The sequence below is a fragment of the Pedobacter sp. HDW13 genome (genome assembly GCF_011303555.1).
Taxonomy (GTDB): Bacteria; Bacteroidota; Bacteroidia; order Sphingobacteriales; family Sphingobacteriaceae; genus Pedobacter.
The window spans coordinates 1,296,844-1,314,743 of the sequence record NZ_CP049868.1; the positions used below are offsets into that span (position 1 = coordinate 1,296,844).

A 17,900-nucleotide genomic window follows, 5' to 3' on the forward strand; every position below is an offset into this window, starting at 1 on the left:
TAAAAAGTTAGCGCCAGTCTCACTAATCCAGAGTCAAACCAATCTGTTTCAGTAAAATAGCAGCATTAAAGGTTTTGCAGGGGCCATGTTTCAACAGGTAATCAAATTTCATTTCTCCGTTGGTAATCTGGATATCGAAATGGAAGTTACGTACTGTAGCCGGGTAATCGTTAATCAAATCGGCCAGTTGTAAATCGTGTGTAGCAAATAGTGCAGGTGTTTTTTCGGCAATCAGTTTTTCAACAAAAACTTTCGATCCAAGGTATTTATCGCGGCTGTTGGTTCCCCGCAACATTTCATCAATCAGCACCAAAGTATCTTTATCGCGAACCACATTTTCTAAAATCATTTTGAGGCGGTTTAGCTCGGCCTTAAAGGTCGAAGTACTTTCGTTCAGCGAATCTTTAATCCGCATATAGGTGTTAATCGAAAAAACAGATAATTCCAGGCTGTTGGCACAAACCGATGCCCCGGAATAGGCTAAAACCATGTTAATGCCCAGGGTACGCAGAAAAGTACTCTTGCCAGCCATGTTCGATCCGGTTACAATATCAACAGTTGGGCTTGGCGTTAAGTGATAATCGTTATCAACCCTGAGCTCGCGACGGATAAGCGGATGACCGATTTGTTCTGTTTTTAAAGTAAACTGATCGGTTACTGTTGGAAAAACCCAATCGGGTTGATTATGGGCTGTAGTGGCAAGCGAAATCAGTTCTTCAAAATCGCCAAGGTGGTTTAGCGCAGCAATTACATCTTTAGAAGAAGATTTGTACCAGATATCGAGATTTATGCAGCATTTTAAATCCCACAGTAAAAGTGCATTGAGTATGCCCCCTATCAAAATATTTAACCGGGCATCAAAGTTCTGGATAATTTTAGACAGGCTTTTAATTTCCTGGCTTACCGGAATGCGCGAATCGAATAAATTTAAAATATATGGGCTCTTCCAGTTTTGATTTTCCGTCCACAAAATAGCACTGGCATAACCGTTTAACAAACCAGAACTACCACCAAAACTATAAAACACCTTATTAATTTTAGCGTTTAGCAAAACATTCCAGCCGGTGTGGATTACAAATACAAGTGCCAGCACTTTCCAAAAAGCACTGCTGATGATAATGGCAGCCAAAATAAGACTGAAGGTAACAAAGGGTACTAGTTTAACATAAAACCGCATCAACTTACCACTAACAAATTCCAGTTGCGCACCCAACTGCAGTTTTAACTGCAGTTTAATCTGTTCTATTTTATTAGGATCGTAGCCGTGCAAATTAGCCCTGAAGCTGTAGGTCTCATCAATTTTAGCTACAATTTCCTTTACGGCTTCCTGCCGGCTTAAAATAATATCTGATGCCGATTTCTCTGCCAGTCTTTTCGCCAGCAAATCGTTACCATTTTTAGTACTGCAACGGTTTAAAAGGGCAAACAAAGATGCTTTTCCAAAAATATCGAGATCAGAGCTGTAAGGGTGAATTTCAGACTCGAATGCTGTTCCGTGATCGTAACCATTCTCTATGCCGTTTAAAGCATTCCATTCGTTCTGGTAAACCCATAGAAGCTGTTTTTTGTAATCGATTTCGAGGTCTAGTTTACTTTGTTTGCGCACCACATAGGCAAAAGCGATTACAGGCAGAAGCAAGGCAATTTGTATCAATGTACGAAAGCCATCATCGGTAGAGCGCACCAGTAAAACAAAAAATAAAATCTCGGCCAGGAACAAAGCAACCCGCACTAAAGAAAGCTTATCGATTAATTTTTTAATCTGATTTATACCATCAGTAACCAGCTTAATTTTTTCACTGTAACCCGATATGATTTGTGCTTGTAATTTTAACATTATATTTGAATCTCGAAATTCTAAAGATAGGGAAAATATTAAATGAAGATTACACTGATCGCCATTGGCAAAACCGAAGATAAATATTTAATAGAGGGGATTGATAAATACATTAACCGCTTAAAACACTATATTAACTTCAGTTTTTTGGCCATACCAGATGTAAAGAATGTTAAAAACCTAAGTGAAGCGCAGCAAAAAGCAAAGGAGGCAGAACTACTGCACAAACAAATCAACAATGGTGATATGGTGATTTTGCTGGATGAAAAAGGAAAAAAATATTCGTCGGTTGAATTTTCCAATTATCTTAACAAACAGATGATTGGCAGTGTACAACATCTTATTTTTATCATTGGTGGTCCTTACGGGTTCGACGAAAGTATTTACAAACGTGCCAATGGCTTAATCTCCTTATCGGATATGACATTTTCGCACCAGATGATCAGGTTATTTTTTGTGGAACAGCTTTACCGGGGATTTAGTATTTTGAAGGGAGAGCCATACCACCACGCATAAATGGAAGATGGCTGAGGCTGTATGGATAATGTGGAATTAAATATGGAAAAAGGGATTAAAAATCATCATTAAATAAAAGAAACGATGCTACTAGATAAATATAAACGGGAATACAGATACAAAAGCAATCAGAACGGCAACAATAAATACTTATGGATCAGCATTATTGTTTCGCTGATTATTGTGGCCTTACTTTGGTATTTCTTCGATTAAGCGCATAAAAAAACACCAGACAAAATGCCTGGTGTTTCTTATACTGAAGTAAAAAAGCTTAAACGCCCTTTTTACTGGTCATACTTGCTTTTTTAGCCGGAGCCGAAGTTTTAGTAGTTGCTTTTGCACTCGCTGAAGCTTTAGCACCTGTAGCTTTTACTTTTTTATCTGAAGCTGCTTTTTCTTCTGATAATTTAACTTCTGCCGGAGTTCCAGGTGTTTCAGGAGTTTCTTCTGTAAACAATGGAAGATCTTTAAGTAAGTTATACCAGGTGATAATCTTCTTCATATCCGAAGCATAAACCTTCTCCTGATCGTGACCTGGCGCTACTTCAAGAAAGTAAGCACGTAAATCGCCTTTTAGATCAGGTGTTGATCCTTTAGCAGAAATTTTGGCAAAAATATCGGCCAGTTTAATTTCTTCATCTTCACCATAAACAGTAATATCTTCTAACGAAGCTAATTTTGTATTGGTGATGTTGGCTACAATTTTAGTTTTTTGTGCATCTAAGCTTTCTAAAATGTAACCTACTTTATTTTGTCCAACCAGTTTAAATAAACCTGGTCTGCCAGATACGGCAACAATTCCTCTTAAGTTCATATATGTATGTGTTAGGCGGCTAGCGGTTAGCGTGCAGCGTTACAAAACGCCTGTTCGCTGTACGCCTATCGCGTTATCATTTGCATGGCACAGAGTACAGAGAGCGCTATGCTCAAAGCCCCTACCCTCTTGCTATTTAATCTTCTAAAACTTCAATATTTAAAATTTTGTCTCCCTGACGAATATCATCAACAAGATCAACATTTTCGGTTACTTTACCAAAACAAGTGTGGTTACGGTCTAAATGTGCAGTATTTGTTCTGCTGTGGCAGATAAAAAATTGCGAACCACCTGTGTTGCGACCTGCATGTGCCATTGATAATACACCACGATCGTGATATTGGTTATCGCCATCTAATTCGCAATCGATTTTGTAACCAGGGCCACCAGTACCAGCTAAATGTGCAGTAGCGGGATCTTTTGAATTCGGACATCCACCCTGAACTACAAAGTTCGGAATTACACGGTGAAAAGTTACTCCATCATAAAAGCCTTCTTTAGCTAATTTTTTAAAGTTTGCAACGGCTTTTGGCGCATCATTATCGTAGAATTCTACGGTCATATCGCCTTTTTCTGTTTTTATTATTGCTTTACTCATCTTAATATCGGTACTATTTTTTTAAACCTGTTTACTTAAAAAGACCAAAGTATTTTTTAAGTAGAGGGCAAAAATAACAAAATTGTATAACTTATAACACCATTAAATTTTTCTATCCAGTATAAATGAGGTATTTTAGTATTTTAAGTAAACTGGTTTTGACAAAGAAATATTATATCCTCCTCATCTGTCTGCTTTGCTCTATGGGGCTTAAGGCTTCATCGTTATTAATTTATATGGATGAAGACCAAAAAAACCACCTTAAAGCATACGGCATTGCCTATTGGACCATTAGCAAACAAGTTGAGGTAGACTGGCTGTTAAATTACCGCGGAGGTAGCTTTCTCATTAAATACAATAAGGCGGTAGAAGATGAACTTAAAATAAGAGGAGTATCGTACGAGGTTATGGCCGATGGTAAAGTGGTTAGCTTATTAAACGAAATCAGCGATCCTTCGGTAAACATGGAAATGGTAAAGCTGGAGAAAACGCCAAAAATTGCCGTTTACTCGCCTAAAAGCAAATTGCCCTGGGATGATGCCGTTACCTTGGTTTTAACTTATGCCGAAATTCCGTACGATGTAATATACGATGACGATATTTTGCAGGATAAACTAAGTAAATATGATTGGCTCCACCTACACCATGAAGATTTTACTGGTCAGTACGGCCGGTTCTGGGCCAATTTCAGGTATGCTACCTGGTACCAGGAAGATGTAAAAAACCAGGAGACATTGGCCAAACGCATGGGTTATAAAAAGGTATCGGAAATGAAACTGGCCGTGGCCAAACACATTAAAGAGTATTGCGCTGGTGGGGGCTTCTTATTTGCCATGTGCTCGGGCACCGATAGTTTTGATATTGCCCTTGCAGCCGAAGGTGTGGATATTTGTGCCCAGATGTTTGATGGTGATGCGGCCGATCCGAATGCCCAAGCTAAGCTTGATTTTAATAAAACACTGGCTTTCCAGAATTTCAGGCTTGATAATAACCCCATGAATTACGAGTTTTCGGATATCGACGCCACTCAAACCCGCACACTTAACCAAACCAACGATTATTTTACGCTTTTCGATTTTTCGGCCAAATGGGACCTGGTACCAACCATGCTTACGCAAGACCACGATAAGGTAATTAAAGGTTTTATGGGGCAAACCACAGCATTTAAAAAAAGTCTTGTTAAAACGAGTGTAACGGTTTTAGGCGAAAACAAAGGTGCGGCTGAAGTACGCTACCTGCATGGCGAAATTGGTAAAGGGCAGTTTACTTTTTATGGCGGCCACGATCCGGAAGATTATCAGCATGCAGTAGGTGATCCGCCAACCGATTTAAACCTGCACCCTAATTCACCGGGCTATCGCCTCATTTTAAATAACGTACTTTTTCCTGCAGCCAAAAAGAAACCTCAAAAAACATAATTCTTCAGTAACTACTTTCTGGCATTCATCATTTCAGGCTAAAAAAAACTGTTTTGGCCCGAAATTCCTGTTATGTATACAATAGGGAACAAAAAACCATTGCGCAAAGCAATACCGTAATTATACTAATTCACTACAAATACACGCCTGTAAACCAACACATTACAACCTGTTTTGTAACACACTTGATACTTTGGCACAGCTTTTGGAAATGAGGCTTGTAATTAACAACAGGTTTAAAGCCTGAAATTTTTAAACAAGATCTTTCTAAAAGAAAAATATTATGAAAAAGTTATTATTAAGTGCATCAGTTATTTTATTAGCAACAGGTGCTTTCGCACAATCGACTACGGGTACTACTTCAAGATTTGGTATTAAAGCCGGAGTTAACTTAGCTAAAATTCATTCAAGTGGAGATAATGAATCTATCTACAATGACAATGCTAAAAACAATGTTGGCTATAATGTTACCGCTTTTGGAGATTTTGGTGTGGCTAACAACTTTTTTATCCAGCCCGGAATTTCATTGCAAAATAAAGGTGTAAAATTCGAAGGCACCAGTTCTGCAACTATAGGAGCTACGACTACAACTACTACATCATCAGTAAAAACGAATGTAATGGCTATTGAAGTACCGGTTAATGCGGTATTTAATATTCCAACCGGCGATGCTGGTGCAGTGCAAATTAGTGCCGGTCCGTATATTGGGTTTAACATTTCTGGTAAAAACAAAGGAAATACCACCACTACTACGGTAAATAACAACACCAACTCGAGTGTAACCAGTACCAGTAGTAATGACAGGGATTTAAGTTTTGGTAGTGCAAACGATAAAGATCAGAGCTCTACGGATTTTGGCGCAAACTTTGGTCTGTCTTACCGTACCTCATCTGGTTTCTTAGTGGGTGCCAATTATGGTTTAGGTTTATCTGATTTAACTCCAAAAGACAGACAAGCTAACAGCAATAAATTTACCAATCGCGTGTTAGGATTTACAGTAGGTTATTCTTTCTAAGCAATAACATACCTATGAAAAACAAAAACCTTCCCGGTGTAAAATCGGGAAGGTTTTTTTATGCTTTTTGATTAAGTTACCTAATCGTAAAAATTCCAACTAACACCAAATTTCAACAGGGCATCCTGCATCGGGTAGCGGTTTACTGTAAAGTACCCCTTTTGGAAAAGGCCCTGGTTTACGAAATCATATTTAACAAAGATATTGGCCCTTTTTAAATTTGCTTTAAAAAAGACATCGACAATTGGTTTCGACTGTAAATTAACCGGATTATCCTCATCGATATAAAACTGTGCAGTAGCCGGCGAATACAAATAATTTCCGTATTCTGAATTGTAGCGAACATCGAAGCCGATATTTGCCTTCAACACTTTAAAAAAGGTATTATTGAAATAAATGCTGTTATAGGTGTAAATTTCTGGTGTTCTTAAAACAGCATTTTTATCGGTTTTTTGGTAGGCTACGTAGTTTTCTAATGCAAACTTACCAAAGCGCCATTTCTTTAATACATCAATCCTGATTAAGCTGATATCTGCTGTGGCCTGTTTGGGTAGGATAGCCGTTGTACCGTTACTGTGGTCGGCAGCAAAATAAAGATAATTACTGGTTAAGAAATATTTTGCCCCTGCGGTAAGGTCATATTTATCGTTTATATAATTAAAAGACAGGTTCAGGATTTTGGTGTTTTTAAAATCGTTATTTGTCCATTTGTAGTGGTTACCATGGTAATAATCGTAAATCGCCGATGGGCTCTGGTTTTGTGCATAAGCTCCCAGTTCTATCCGGCCAATAGTTTTACCCAAAAGGATTTTACTTTTTGCCTCATACAGATAATCGCCGGCATTTTCGCCTTGCAGGATTTGCTGTAAGTCTAAATTAAAATCGACATTGCTGGAGAATCGGTAACCCGCAGCACCCAAAACCGTAATATTCTGGTAATAAGCCCTACTTTGCTCGTAGCTGGTACCATCTAATTTAAGTCCCAGAAATTCATGTTTGTAATAATCGTGCCTGATCCCTGCATCTACCTTTAGCTCATTTTTAATTACCGACGAGTTTTTAGGCCGTAAAAAGAAACTGTAAATAAACTCATTTTTAACATGCAACACACGGGTCGAATCGTTGGTAAAGGTAGTACTGGCAATTCCCGGAGGCAGCACATTGTTTACATCGGTTTCGTTCTTTAAAAAATCGTAGGTATTGGTATTGTATTCAAAAGTATGGGTAAGCTTATTGGTTGGTAAAACCGCATTATTAGCATTGGCTGAGGTATCGATACGGCCCACGTAATAAGTCTGCTTTAAAAACAAGGTATTTTTCTTATAGATATTCCTGGCTGATGACAGATTTACTGGTTCGGCCTCCCTGCTAATGGTTGAATAATCGGGATTAAATATCTGTTTGGCCGAAGTTACCGATCCATTCTCGTAGCCACGCATGGTATTGAAAATTGCCGAAGCCCACATATTATAACGCTTGCTTGGCGATTGATACCACGAAAACACTGCTACATTTAAGTTATCGCCACGCTGCCTTGCATAAAAACCCTTGGAGTCGCCACGGTTAAAATTCACTCCAACATTCCAGTTTCGCTTAATATTTTGAGTATGAATAGCCCTGAAAAGCTGCTCCTTTTGACCCGCGCTTACAAAATATAAGCTTGTAAAAGGCGTTCGAGCCTGATAGTAAATAATATCTTCGGGCGTTAAGGCATAATAATCGAGCGAGTGGAAGCCCACATCAAAACCAATACGCTTGCTCGGTTCAAATAACAAAGGTCTGGCCGAAAGCCCCATATTACCATTGCTGATGGTGGGGTGTGTAGGTTGCAAAAGCGGACTATAATTCTGAATATTGGTAGTAGAGGTATCGAGCGGCAGCAGCACAATACTATCTTTGGTTAAAGATAGCTTGGTAAAGCGGATGTATTTAGCCGTAAAAACTACCGAATCCTTGCCTCCATCCAGCTTTTTTCTAACCGAATCGAGTTCTTTATTGGTACCAACACTTGTTTTTAAATCTTGTGCAAAGGCTTTGTTGATGCCCATGAGCACGATAATCAAAAAACAGATCTGAACAATATTACGCATCTTATAGTTCGGCAATTAAGCGGGTTAAAATTTCGGTCATTTTAGGCTCCGCCTTTGCTGCAGCCTCTAAAATTTCGTCAAGGTTAAAAGGTTGTAAATCTTCCGGAAATCCCTCATCCGTTAATACCGAAATGGCAAAAACAGGTAAACCGGCATGGTTAGCCACAATAACTTCGGGCACTGTACTCATGCCCACTGCATCGGCGCCAATTAAACGCAGGTATTTATACTCAGCCTTGGTTTCTAAATTAGGACCAGAAACGGCTACATAAACACCTTTATGGCATTTTACATCAACATTTTTGGCTATTTCTAAAGCTTTGGCAATAATAGAACGTTTATATGGCTGGCTCATATCCGGAAAACGCGGTCCAAGTTCGCTTTCAATTAAGCCTCTTAATGGATTATCGGGTTGCAGGTTAATATGATCTTCAATAATCATTAAATCACCTTTTTTAAACTCTGGGTTTAAAGAACCCGCAGCGTTAGAAACAATCAGGTTTTCGATGCCCAAACCTTTCATTACACGCACCGGAAAAGTAATTTGCTGCATACTATAACCTTCGTAATAGTGCAAACGCCCCTGCATAGCCACAATTTTTTTTCCGTTTAAAGTCCCGAAAATGAGTTTTCCGCTATGAAATTCAAGCGTAGAAATCGGGAAATTCGGGATATTAGAATACATAAGCTGGTGCTCGACTTCGATATCTTTAACCAGCCCGCCAAGCCCTGTACCTAAAACAATACCTATTTCTGGTTTAAAATTCTCTGTTTTACGTTTTATATATTCAACGGTTTCTTCTATTGCTCTTAACATAATTTAAAATGAGTTCGTCAAAGATAATCTTATCTTCTTCAAATAATTCAACCTCAATGGGTAAATAATATACGGGTAAATTTACCAGTAAATCTTCAAATCCGGTAGCTCTTAAACGTTTGCTATCCTTTTCTGTTGTGATGATGATTTTTTCTTTTTTTATTCCTGCTTCAAAAGCCGTTTTTAGCTTGCTGAGATCGGTATGCTTAAAGGCATAATGATCTCTGAACGCTTCGTGTTTAATGCTTTGGGTATATTTCTGGAGCTCTTCTATTAAGGGTTCTGGATTGGCAATTCCTGTTAGCAGGAAAACTTCATAATCTTTAACCGATTCAAGCGGCCTGCTTTCTTCCCGGTACAGGTGTTGTAGCTGACCATACTTTAAATAAGCATGCAAGACCGGCTGGTTATTGTTGGGCTGTAATTCGTTTACAGATGCCTGTTGCGCCACATGTAGCAAAGGCACCGGCGACTTGGTAACCAAAAGCACATCGGCCCTTGTGCGCGAAGCAAAAACATCCCTTAAATTTCCTGCAGGCAATAAAAACTGTAAAATGCCCAGTTTTCTGAACTCGAAAAGCAGAATATTAAAACCTGCTCTTATTGCCCGGTGTTGAAAAGCATCATCCAGAATAATTACATCGTGATCGTTTTGCAATTGCCTTACTCCAGCCACCCGATCTTCGCAAACGGCTACCGTAACTTCCTTAAATTTTTGATAGTACTGCAATGGCTCGTCGCCTATTGTTTCGGCTGTAGCATCGGCATCGGCCAGGATAAAGCCTTTGGTTTTACGTCCATATCCCCTGCTTAAAATAGCAACTTTATAATTGGCCAGCAACCTCACCAAATATTCGGTTGTAGGTGTTTTTCCAGAACCACCAACAGCCAGGTTACCAACACAAATTACTGGCAGATCGAATGATACGCTGCGCATGATCCCCCAATCGTATAGCTTTTTCCGGAGAATAACAGCCATTCCATAAATAAATGAAAAAGGGAGGAGCAGAAGGCGTAAATAATTAACTAGCATAGTGTCGTGGATTCAAAAATACTGATTATTTAAAAAAGAAAGGCATGGCACTCACCATTACCATTAAAGCAACCTTTGGTAATTAAAAATGTTTTGCTTTCTTCCCATTGTGCATATGGTATTTAACCATCGTACAACATTTAAATTGATAAGCCTGAATTTTCTTTTTATACTTGTTGTTCTATCAAAACATAAACGCATGTCTCCAAATAAACGCTTAGTAGTTGGTCAGGGTCAGATTAGTGGCTATATTTCTATATTTTTAGCTGTTCTGGCTTTACTGGGTATCCTCTGTTTTCATTATCCCGAGAAACTTACCACACCCGAATTCCGTGAGGTTTACACGAAAGACAGTATGGAGGTTTTAATGTTGGGCGGGGTAATTGCGTCTTTCTTCTTTTCGGCGTTAAGTATTGTTTTAAGCAAAAAATTAAAGTGGGCCTGGCCAGGTTTTTTATTGGCTGCACTTGCTGTATTATTGGGCGCTGTAACCGTTGAAGGTAGAGATGTTGCCAAATCGAACTGGCATTTTGGTTTAGACTGGATGATTTTAGATTTACTCTTAATGGTAGCCATTTTTGTCCCGCTGGAGTTGTTTTTCCCGAAAAATACCAATCAGACCAAATTCCATGAAGAGTGGCGTACCGATTTAACCTATTTTGTAATCAGCCATCTATTTATCCAGTTTTTTGGCATTGTTACGCAAAAACCTGCGGTGTTGTTTTTTGGCTGGTTGGGTTTAGATAAAATCCATACCTGGGTGCAAGGCCTACCTTTTGCCGTAGCGCTTTTTCTCGCTTTCCTCAGCACCGATTTATTTCAATATTGGGCGCACCGCTTTTTTCATACTAGGGTGTCTCTATGGCGTTTTCATTCAATACATCATTCTACACAGAATATGGATTGGCTGGCCGGAAGCCGCACGCATTTTATCGATATCTTTTTTACCCGTGCCATGACTTTTATTCCCTTATATATACTGGGGTTTTCGTCAACGGTATTTAATGTTTACATCATTTTTATTGCCATTCATGCAGTTTTAATCCACGCCAATACTCGGATTAATTTTGGGCCGTTGAAATACATCTTCACCACACCACAATACCATCACTGGCACCATTGCGAAGACCCTAAATATTATGGACATAATTTCGCATCGATATTTCCATTTATTGATATGCTGTTCGGCACCTATTATTTACCTGGAAAGGAATGGCCTGCCGGAACAGGCGTGCACGAAGCTGCTTACCCAAAAGGATTTGTGAAACAAACCATTTATCCATTTACCAAAAGCCCTTTCGATACTGATCTGAATATGGAAGAGCGGAGCGATAGGTAAACTTATTGGATGATTAAAGTGGTTGGTGGAGACACCAACCACCAGCGACCTGCTTAGCGGTCGGTGTCCTCACCTACCGCCCAAAAAGATCAGCTTATCGTCTGCGCTAAACCTCTTCTTTCGCCTCTACCCTCGGTGGCATTAATTTATAAACCACTGGTGTAACAATCCGTGATAGCAAAGTAGAACTAATTAAACCACCAATCATAACTATTGCCAGCGGCGAAATAAGTGGATTGCTTGACAGTGCGATAGGCAACAAACCTCCAATGGCTGTGAATGTAGTTAAGATAATTGGCAGGAATCTGATTTCGCCTGCTTCTTCAATGGCCTGATTTAAAGGCATTCCCTCACTGCGCAACTGATTGGTAAAATCGACTAGTAAGATGGTGTTTTTCACTTCGATACCCGCCAAAGCCACAATACCGATGGTAGCCACAAATGATAACGAATTACCAGTAACCATAAGCGCCAGTACAGCCCCCACAATACCAAGCGGAATAACCGACAGTACAATAAGCGTACTTTTAAAAGTTTTAAACTCCAGCACCAGCACAGCAATAAAAAGGAAAAGGGTAACCAGCAAGATGCTGCCAAAACCACCAAACGACTGGTTTCGGCTTTCTATTTCCCCGCCCATTTCAAAGGTGTAACCCTCAGGCAGTTTCAGGTTTTTCATTTGCGCTTCTACATCCTGAATCACCTTATCGTTCAAAAAACCTTTCTGCACAAATGCATTGACCGAAATGGTACGGGTTTTATTGTAGTGATTAATGCTCAAAGGTGAAGTTTCGAGCTTTAACGAAGCCACCTGAAGTAAAGGGATCGAGGTACCCTGATTATTATTGATGTACAGGTTATTAAAAACCGTCAAATCTGGATAAGATGGCCGTTTAGTGGTAAGCAGGATATTGTAATCATCGCCGTTAGATTTTGGATTGATGAATTTTCCTACTTCCAATCCAGCCACAGCCATGCGTACAGTCCGGTCGATATTAACAGTCGGAATGCCCAGTGCCTGTGCTTTATCTTTATTGATATCGACTTTAATATCAGATTTTAAATTTTTGAGCGGGTTGTTTACATAAATGGTTCCGGCGGTTTTAAGCAACACGTTTTCTACACGTCCACCAATATTTCTTAAGGTATCTAAATTATCTCCCAGCAAACGCACCTCAACAGGCGAAATAATTGGCTGCCCTTGCTCAAAGTCTTTAACTTCTACTTTTGCACCCGGATAGGGTGTCCATTTTTTACGCAACATTTCGATAATTTCGATCTTGCGATCGGATTTGATATCGGGTTGCAGCAACACAAAAAGCTCCGAAAAGTCGGTTCTTTCATTTTGTGGCAACACATTGTAATAAATCCGGGGATTACCTTTCCCAACATTCGAAGCAAAGTACTTTACTTCAGGAATCTTTTTCAGCTCCCTTTCTATTGCTTTCGTAACCGAATCGGTATAATTCAGGTTCGATTGCAGCGGTGTAGAGATATTGATTAAAAACTGCGGTTTTTCTGAGGCCGGGAATAAACTGAAGCCAATAACCGGAATAAGCATAATAGACCCCACAAAAATAGCCAAGGCTATAACAATGGTTAAAATTGGTTTCGCCAAAGCCTTATCCAGCAATTTCGAATAAGAGCCATGGATAATTTTCTGTAAAGTGCGCAGGAAAATATTGCCATTGGCATCGGCATGTGGCTTTAACAATTTGCTCGATAAAAAGGGAACCACTGTTAAGGCCACCAGCATGGAGGCAATAACCGAACAAATTACGGCTACCGGTAAACTTCTGATAAATTCGCCCGATGCTTCGGGTAAAAACATTAAAGGCATAAAAGCAATAATCAATGTGGCCGTACAACCCATTACTGCCATACCAATTTGTTTGGTTGCTTTCAGCGTAGCATCAAGCCGGCTATGACCATCGCGCATCCAGCGTTCAATGTTTTCTACCACCACAATACTATCATCAACCAATAAGCCCAGCGATACCACCAAGCCTACAATACTCAGTTGATTTAAACTAAAGCCTAATACGCTTAGCAAAACCACACCGATAGCCAGCGATAGCGGAATAGAAACCATCACCACAATAGAGGCCCTTGTACCCAGAGGCAAAAGTGTAACCAAAACCAACAAAATGGCAATCAGGAAATCTGTTCCCAGCCCCCCAAACGACTGTTTACATTATCGGCCTGATCGAACATTAACTGCTGATCAATATTGGCTGGCAGGGTTTTCCCGAATTTCTCTATTACCGGCAAATAGGCTTTCTGGGCAGCGGTAATGTTTCCGCCCGATTTTTGTGCAGCCACTACAAAAACGCAGCGGTGTCCGTTTAAACGGGTAATGTCTTTTTCCTGCGAATAATCGAAATACACATCGGCGATATCTTTTAAAGCCGTATTTTTGCCGTTACCGCTAAAAACAACCGTATTTTTAATTTCATCGATATTCTGATAGTTACCACTGGTTTTAATGTTGAATGATTTAGTACCCGCATTTACGCTTCCACCAGGAATATTGGCCACCTCACTTTGAATAGCATTGACAATAAAAGTAACCGGAATGTGCAGTTGTGCCAGCTTTTCAAGGTTTAAATCTACCCGCACCAGCTGATCGGGCAAACCCATAATTTCTACATTTTTTAAAAACGGGATTTTCTCCAGTTCTGACTGCAAATCTTCTGCTTTGGTTTTCAGCTTATCGCGCGATGCATTTTCAGAAACCAACGCAATCTGCAAAACATTTACATCTGAGGGGGAAACCTTTTGCACTTCCATGCTGTAAATTTCCTGGGGGAGATTTGCCCGCTCACTGTTCACTTCGCGCACCAGCTCCTGGTATTTATCATCTACATTTACGGCATATTTATACTCTACAAAAAGTACAGCCAAGCCATCACGAATGGTGGTTTTGATGGTCTTGATATCGTCCAATCCATAAATAGTTTTCTCTAGAGGCTTTACCACCAATTCCTCCATATCCTTCGGACTAGCCCCTGGATATACCACCACCACGGGATAGTTTGGCGCATTCATGTCGGGATCTTCCGATCGCGGCATATTGAATATTGTGGTAATACCCAGCGCCAAAACCATGAGCACCATGATCAGGGTAAACTGGTAATTTTTTACAGCGTATTCTGATATTTTCATCTTATTAGCTATGATGTGTATATTATTCCTTCGGTGTGATTACACCGATTTTAATGGGTCAGTTCCTCACAGTTCATATAAAATCGCATCTACCCCTTGAAATCTTGCTTTCAGCTCTAGTTATTTAATCTTTAGTCTTACTTAACCACCTTAATCTTCGAACCATCAGTTAAATAAGCGCTACCCGAAACAATTAAGCCTGTTGCATTTTCTAAACCGCCACTAATTGTAATTTTGTCATTTTGGATAGCCCCTAACCGAACCTTTACTTTTTGGGCGGTTTTATTGTCATTTGTAATAAAAACATAACCCTCGTTTTCACCACCGTCTAAAAGCGCATCGTAAGGAATGGTATAACCGCTACTTGTTTTGGTTGGGATAATGGTAGCCTTACCAAATAAGCCTGCAGCAAGCCCCTGAATTTTCGAATCGCTTAAGCTTAGCTCTACACCAAAAGTTCCACTTTGCGGGTCTATACCCTCAGCCTTACGAGTTACTTTTGCATTTAATGTTTGATTGGGTAGCGCATCGGTAGTAATGGTAGCGCCATCGCCTATTTTTAAAGCAGCCCATTGCACATCACTCAAACCAACTTTTAAAATCCATTTACTTTGTTTTGCTCCGTTTATCTGTAAAATCGGGGTTCCTGGCCCTACTACCTGACCATCGTTAGCCAATTTTTTAAGCACAAAACCACTACTGGTTGCCCTGATTTCGGAATAATTCTGATTGAATTTTACCGCATCCAATTGTTGTTTGGCCACCTGCAATGCGGTTTTGGCATTTTGCATCTGCTCTAAGGTGGCCACACTATCTTTATACAGTTTGCTTGCCCGACTGTAATCGCGTTCGGCTTTTTGGTATGATAAATTTACCTGCTGCACCTGGGCCGAAATTTCGGTCTGGTTCACAGTAGCCAGTAATTGTCCCTGGTGCACGGCATCGCCCTCTTTTACCAAAATCCGGTTAATGATGCCTCCGTTTTTAAACGAAAGAAAAGTTTCGTCGTTGGTGGTAAACTGTCCGGAAGCTGCAATGGCATGGTTGGCATCTTCAACTTTTAGTACCATTACCTGAACTGGTATGGTGTCTTGAGTACCGACATTATTGTTATCGGTTTTATGACTGCCGCAGGCACTTATTGTAAAACCTGCAGCAAGCAGGGCTGAATAAATAAATATCTTCTTCATAAAATTAATTTATTGAATAGGTTGCGGTTTCGCGCTCAACATCGGCCATTGCCGATAAAACTTTATACCTGTTTATGTTTACTAAAAGTTGGGCTGAAGTATATTGGTTGCGGGCATCGATGGTTTCTATAAAAGAATTTGTACCTGCTCTATACCCTTTTTCGATCAGACGCTGGTAGCTTGATGCCGCCTCGAACTGCTTGAGTGAAGATTGGTAGGTTTGGTAGGCTGCCCTTAAATTATTTTGCGCTGTTTTGGCCGAAAGATTTAACTGTTGTGCTGCCAGATTGGCATTCAGCTCGGCATTTTTAAGATCGAGGTTACTTTGTTTGATTTTAAAGTTGTTACGGTTTCCGGTAAAAATCGGAATATCGAGCTGCAAACCAATCATATAGTAGCGGGTATTATCGTTAAAGTGAAAACCTTCTGATTGCGAGCCCAGGTCGACAAAACCACCCAGTTTCGGTACTGCAAACTGCCTGTTCATTTTAAGTGCAGTTTTGTTGATGTTGATCAGCTGGCCTAAAGCCTTTAATTCTTCCCTCTCACCTGTTACCGATAAATCAGCAATCAGTGCAGGAGCTTTATTCAGATCGGCCTGGTTATCAAAATTCGCATCAATCTTTTCGTTTGCATCACGATTTAAGAGGAAATTAAAATACATGCGGGCATTGATTACTTGCTGATCAGCCGCAACCAATTGTGCGTTCACATTTTCTACTTCGCTTTTCGAACGCAAAACATAGGCTGGTAAACCTTTTCCCCCATCAAGCAGTTTTTCGTTTACCCGCAAACCTTCATTCGCCAGCTGCAAACCCGATTTATAAATATCAACTGCTTGTAAAGCATTCTGATAATTGTAATAGGCTGTTTTAATGCTCCGCACTAAATCGCGTTTGTAAATCTGCACTTCAAATTCCTGCAGAGTTACCTGTTGTGCCGATAATTGTTTATTATAACCTAAATCGGTATTAATAATCGGTACCGTTGTTCTTACTTTGGCATCGTAATAATTCTTTGGCAGGAAGTTAATGCTCTGGTTTTCCATCAAAGGAAAGTTGTTGGTGGCTGTCAATTTATTCAAGGTAGAGTAAACCGGATTTAACAGGTCGCCAAGCGGCAAGGGGATGTTACGTCCTCCATCAGCAGTAGACCAGGTGGTAGAAAAAGCAACAGTCGGAAGATATAAACTCCTGGCCGTTTTTAATGCCAGCTGAGCCTTATCTAACGAAATGTTTTTTTGTTGCAAAACGATATTGTTTTTAAACGCTTCTACTACATAAGCATCCAGCAACTGTTGGGCATTTGCGGTTGAGGCTAAAACCGTAACCGAGAAAAACAACAAACCAAATAACTTCGTTCTCATAATTAACAGTGTTAACTTAATGTTATTTTAAACTATTCAACATGGCAATAAAGCCATCAAAAGTTTTCTCCAGCCAATCGCCTTCCTCCAACATATGCGCTTTAGTTGTAGCCATGTGATCAAGATGTCCCTGCAATTTTAAACTGCATAAGCCATGCATTAACGACCATATATTAAGCGCAAAAGTGGTGGTATCGAAACTGGTAAAGTAGCCCGCAGCTTTGCATTGATCAACCGTCATAATTAAAGCTGTAAATGCCTGCTCACCCTCTTCCCATTCTTCATCGTGGCAGTGCGCCTTAACAAATTCGATGGGTTCTTTCATGATAAACATAAGCTCATAAAAGTCGGGGTTATTTAAAGCAAAGCTCATATAAACGCGCCCCATAGCTTTTAAACGCTCAAAAGGCTCACTCACATGTTGCAAAACCACAAACTGTGAACCCAACAATATAAAGCCCTCCTGATGCAAAGCATACATAATATCTGCCTTGTCTTTATAGTATAGGTAAATCGTAGTCGGACTAAATTCTATTTTCTCCGCAATCTTCCTGATTGATGTAGCCTCATAGCCATCCTTTAAAAAAAGTTCCTTCGCCGCATCCAAAATCCGCTGACGTAAATCTTCCTTATGCTTCTCTTTACGCTCTTTTATTCCCATGACAAAAACAATTACACCGCAAACATAATTAACACTGTTAA

16 protein-coding genes are annotated in these 17,900 nt (G+C 39.9%); 5 read left to right on the forward strand and 11 right to left on the reverse strand.

Annotated features, from left to right (window positions below):
- Nucleotides 1-22 precede the first annotated feature (22 nt).
- Entirely contained in the window at nt 23-1,837 is a 1,815-nt protein-coding gene (locus G7074_RS05295) for a DNA mismatch repair protein MutS (RefSeq protein WP_166207293.1), read from the reverse strand.
- A 42-nt stretch (nt 1,838-1,879) separates the two neighbouring features.
- Here G7074_RS05295 and rlmH point away from each other — a divergent pair, with 42 nt between their 5' ends.
- Nucleotides 1,880-2,353: a 23S rRNA (pseudouridine(1915)-N(3))-methyltransferase RlmH gene (gene rlmH, locus G7074_RS05300; protein WP_090501206.1), complete on the forward strand. Its 474-nt coding sequence runs from the start codon at nt 1,880-1,882 to the stop codon at nt 2,351-2,353.
- Nucleotides 2,354-2,437: 84 nt separating this feature from the next.
- Nucleotides 2,438-2,566, forward strand: coding sequence for a hypothetical protein (locus G7074_RS27530; RefSeq protein WP_255420091.1), 129 nt, complete (start codon nt 2,438-2,440; stop codon nt 2,564-2,566).
- Between the two features lie 58 nt (nt 2,567-2,624).
- On the opposite strand, the gene G7074_RS05305 is transcribed toward G7074_RS27530, so the two are convergent.
- Together G7074_RS05305 and G7074_RS05310 are read right to left on the reverse strand one after the other, a co-directional pair.
- The gene (locus G7074_RS05305; protein ID WP_124557808.1) at nt 2,625-3,167 is read right to left on the reverse strand and encodes a DUF5606 domain-containing protein; all 543 of its coding nucleotides are present in this window, start codon (nt 3,165-3,167) and stop codon (nt 2,625-2,627) included.
- A gap of 136 nt (nt 3,168-3,303) precedes the next feature.
- A complete protein-coding gene (locus G7074_RS05310) occupies nt 3,304-3,765 on the reverse strand; it encodes a peptidylprolyl isomerase (RefSeq protein WP_124557807.1) in 462 nt (153 codons plus the stop codon).
- Nucleotides 3,766-4,001: 236 nt separating this feature from the next.
- Here G7074_RS05310 and G7074_RS05315 point away from each other — a divergent pair, with 236 nt between their 5' ends.
- Both G7074_RS05315 and G7074_RS05320 read left to right on the forward strand, forming a co-directional pair.
- On the forward strand, nt 4,002-5,183 hold the full coding sequence (locus G7074_RS05315; protein ID WP_233603749.1) for an asparagine synthetase B: 1,182 nt from the start codon (nt 4,002-4,004) through the stop codon (nt 5,181-5,183).
- A gap of 283 nt (nt 5,184-5,466) precedes the next feature.
- Nucleotides 5,467-6,198, forward strand: coding sequence for a porin family protein (locus G7074_RS05320; RefSeq protein WP_124557806.1), 732 nt, complete (start codon nt 5,467-5,469; stop codon nt 6,196-6,198).
- An 80-nt stretch (nt 6,199-6,278) separates the two neighbouring features.
- Here G7074_RS05320 and G7074_RS05325 read toward each other — a convergent pair whose 3' ends face one another.
- From G7074_RS05325 to lpxK, 3 genes are read right to left on the reverse strand one after another with little or no spacing between them, the layout of a single operon-like run.
- On the reverse strand, nt 6,279-8,246 hold the full coding sequence (locus G7074_RS05325; protein ID WP_240916469.1) for a putative porin: 1,968 nt from the start codon (nt 8,244-8,246) through the stop codon (nt 6,279-6,281).
- Between the two features lie 43 nt (nt 8,247-8,289).
- On the reverse strand, nt 8,290-9,105 hold the full coding sequence (locus G7074_RS05330; protein ID WP_166207296.1) for a purine-nucleoside phosphorylase: 816 nt from the start codon (nt 9,103-9,105) through the stop codon (nt 8,290-8,292).
- Complete coding sequence (lpxK, locus tag G7074_RS05335) at nt 9,077-10,084, reverse strand: tetraacyldisaccharide 4'-kinase (protein ID WP_233603737.1); 1,008 nt, start codon at nt 10,082-10,084, stop codon at nt 9,077-9,079. The genes G7074_RS05330 and lpxK overlap by 29 nt, the downstream gene beginning before the upstream one ends.
- 253 nt (nt 10,085-10,337) lie before the next feature.
- Between lpxK and G7074_RS05340 the strand changes: the two genes are divergently transcribed.
- Nucleotides 10,338-11,477, forward strand: a complete 1,140-nt coding sequence (locus G7074_RS05340) for a sterol desaturase family protein (protein WP_124557803.1) — start codon at nt 10,338-10,340, stop codon at nt 11,475-11,477.
- Between the two features lie 106 nt (nt 11,478-11,583).
- On the opposite strand, the gene G7074_RS05345 is transcribed toward G7074_RS05340, so the two are convergent.
- The 5 genes from G7074_RS05345 to G7074_RS05360 all read right to left on the reverse strand — a co-directional run bounded on the left by G7074_RS05345 (nt 11,584) and on the right by G7074_RS05360 (nt 17,859).
- Nucleotides 11,584-13,614, reverse strand: a complete 2,031-nt coding sequence (locus tag G7074_RS05345; protein WP_255456776.1) for an efflux RND transporter permease subunit — start codon at nt 13,612-13,614, stop codon at nt 11,584-11,586.
- 17 nt (nt 13,615-13,631) lie between these two features.
- Entirely contained in the window at nt 13,632-14,642 is a 1,011-nt protein-coding gene (locus G7074_RS27535) for an efflux RND transporter permease subunit (protein WP_255456777.1), read from the reverse strand.
- A gap of 137 nt (nt 14,643-14,779) precedes the next feature.
- Nucleotides 14,780-15,832 (reverse strand): efflux RND transporter periplasmic adaptor subunit, encoded by a 1,053-nt coding sequence (locus tag G7074_RS05350; RefSeq protein WP_166207299.1) that lies wholly within the window; start codon nt 15,830-15,832, stop codon nt 14,780-14,782.
- Between the two features lie 4 nt (nt 15,833-15,836).
- A complete protein-coding gene (locus G7074_RS05355; protein WP_124557800.1) occupies nt 15,837-17,198 on the reverse strand; it encodes a TolC family protein in 1,362 nt (453 codons plus the stop codon).
- Nucleotides 17,199-17,220: 22 nt separating this feature from the next.
- Entirely contained in the window at nt 17,221-17,859 is a 639-nt protein-coding gene (locus tag G7074_RS05360; RefSeq protein ID WP_124557799.1) for a TetR/AcrR family transcriptional regulator, read from the reverse strand.
- Nucleotides 17,860-17,900: the final 41 nt, after the last annotated feature.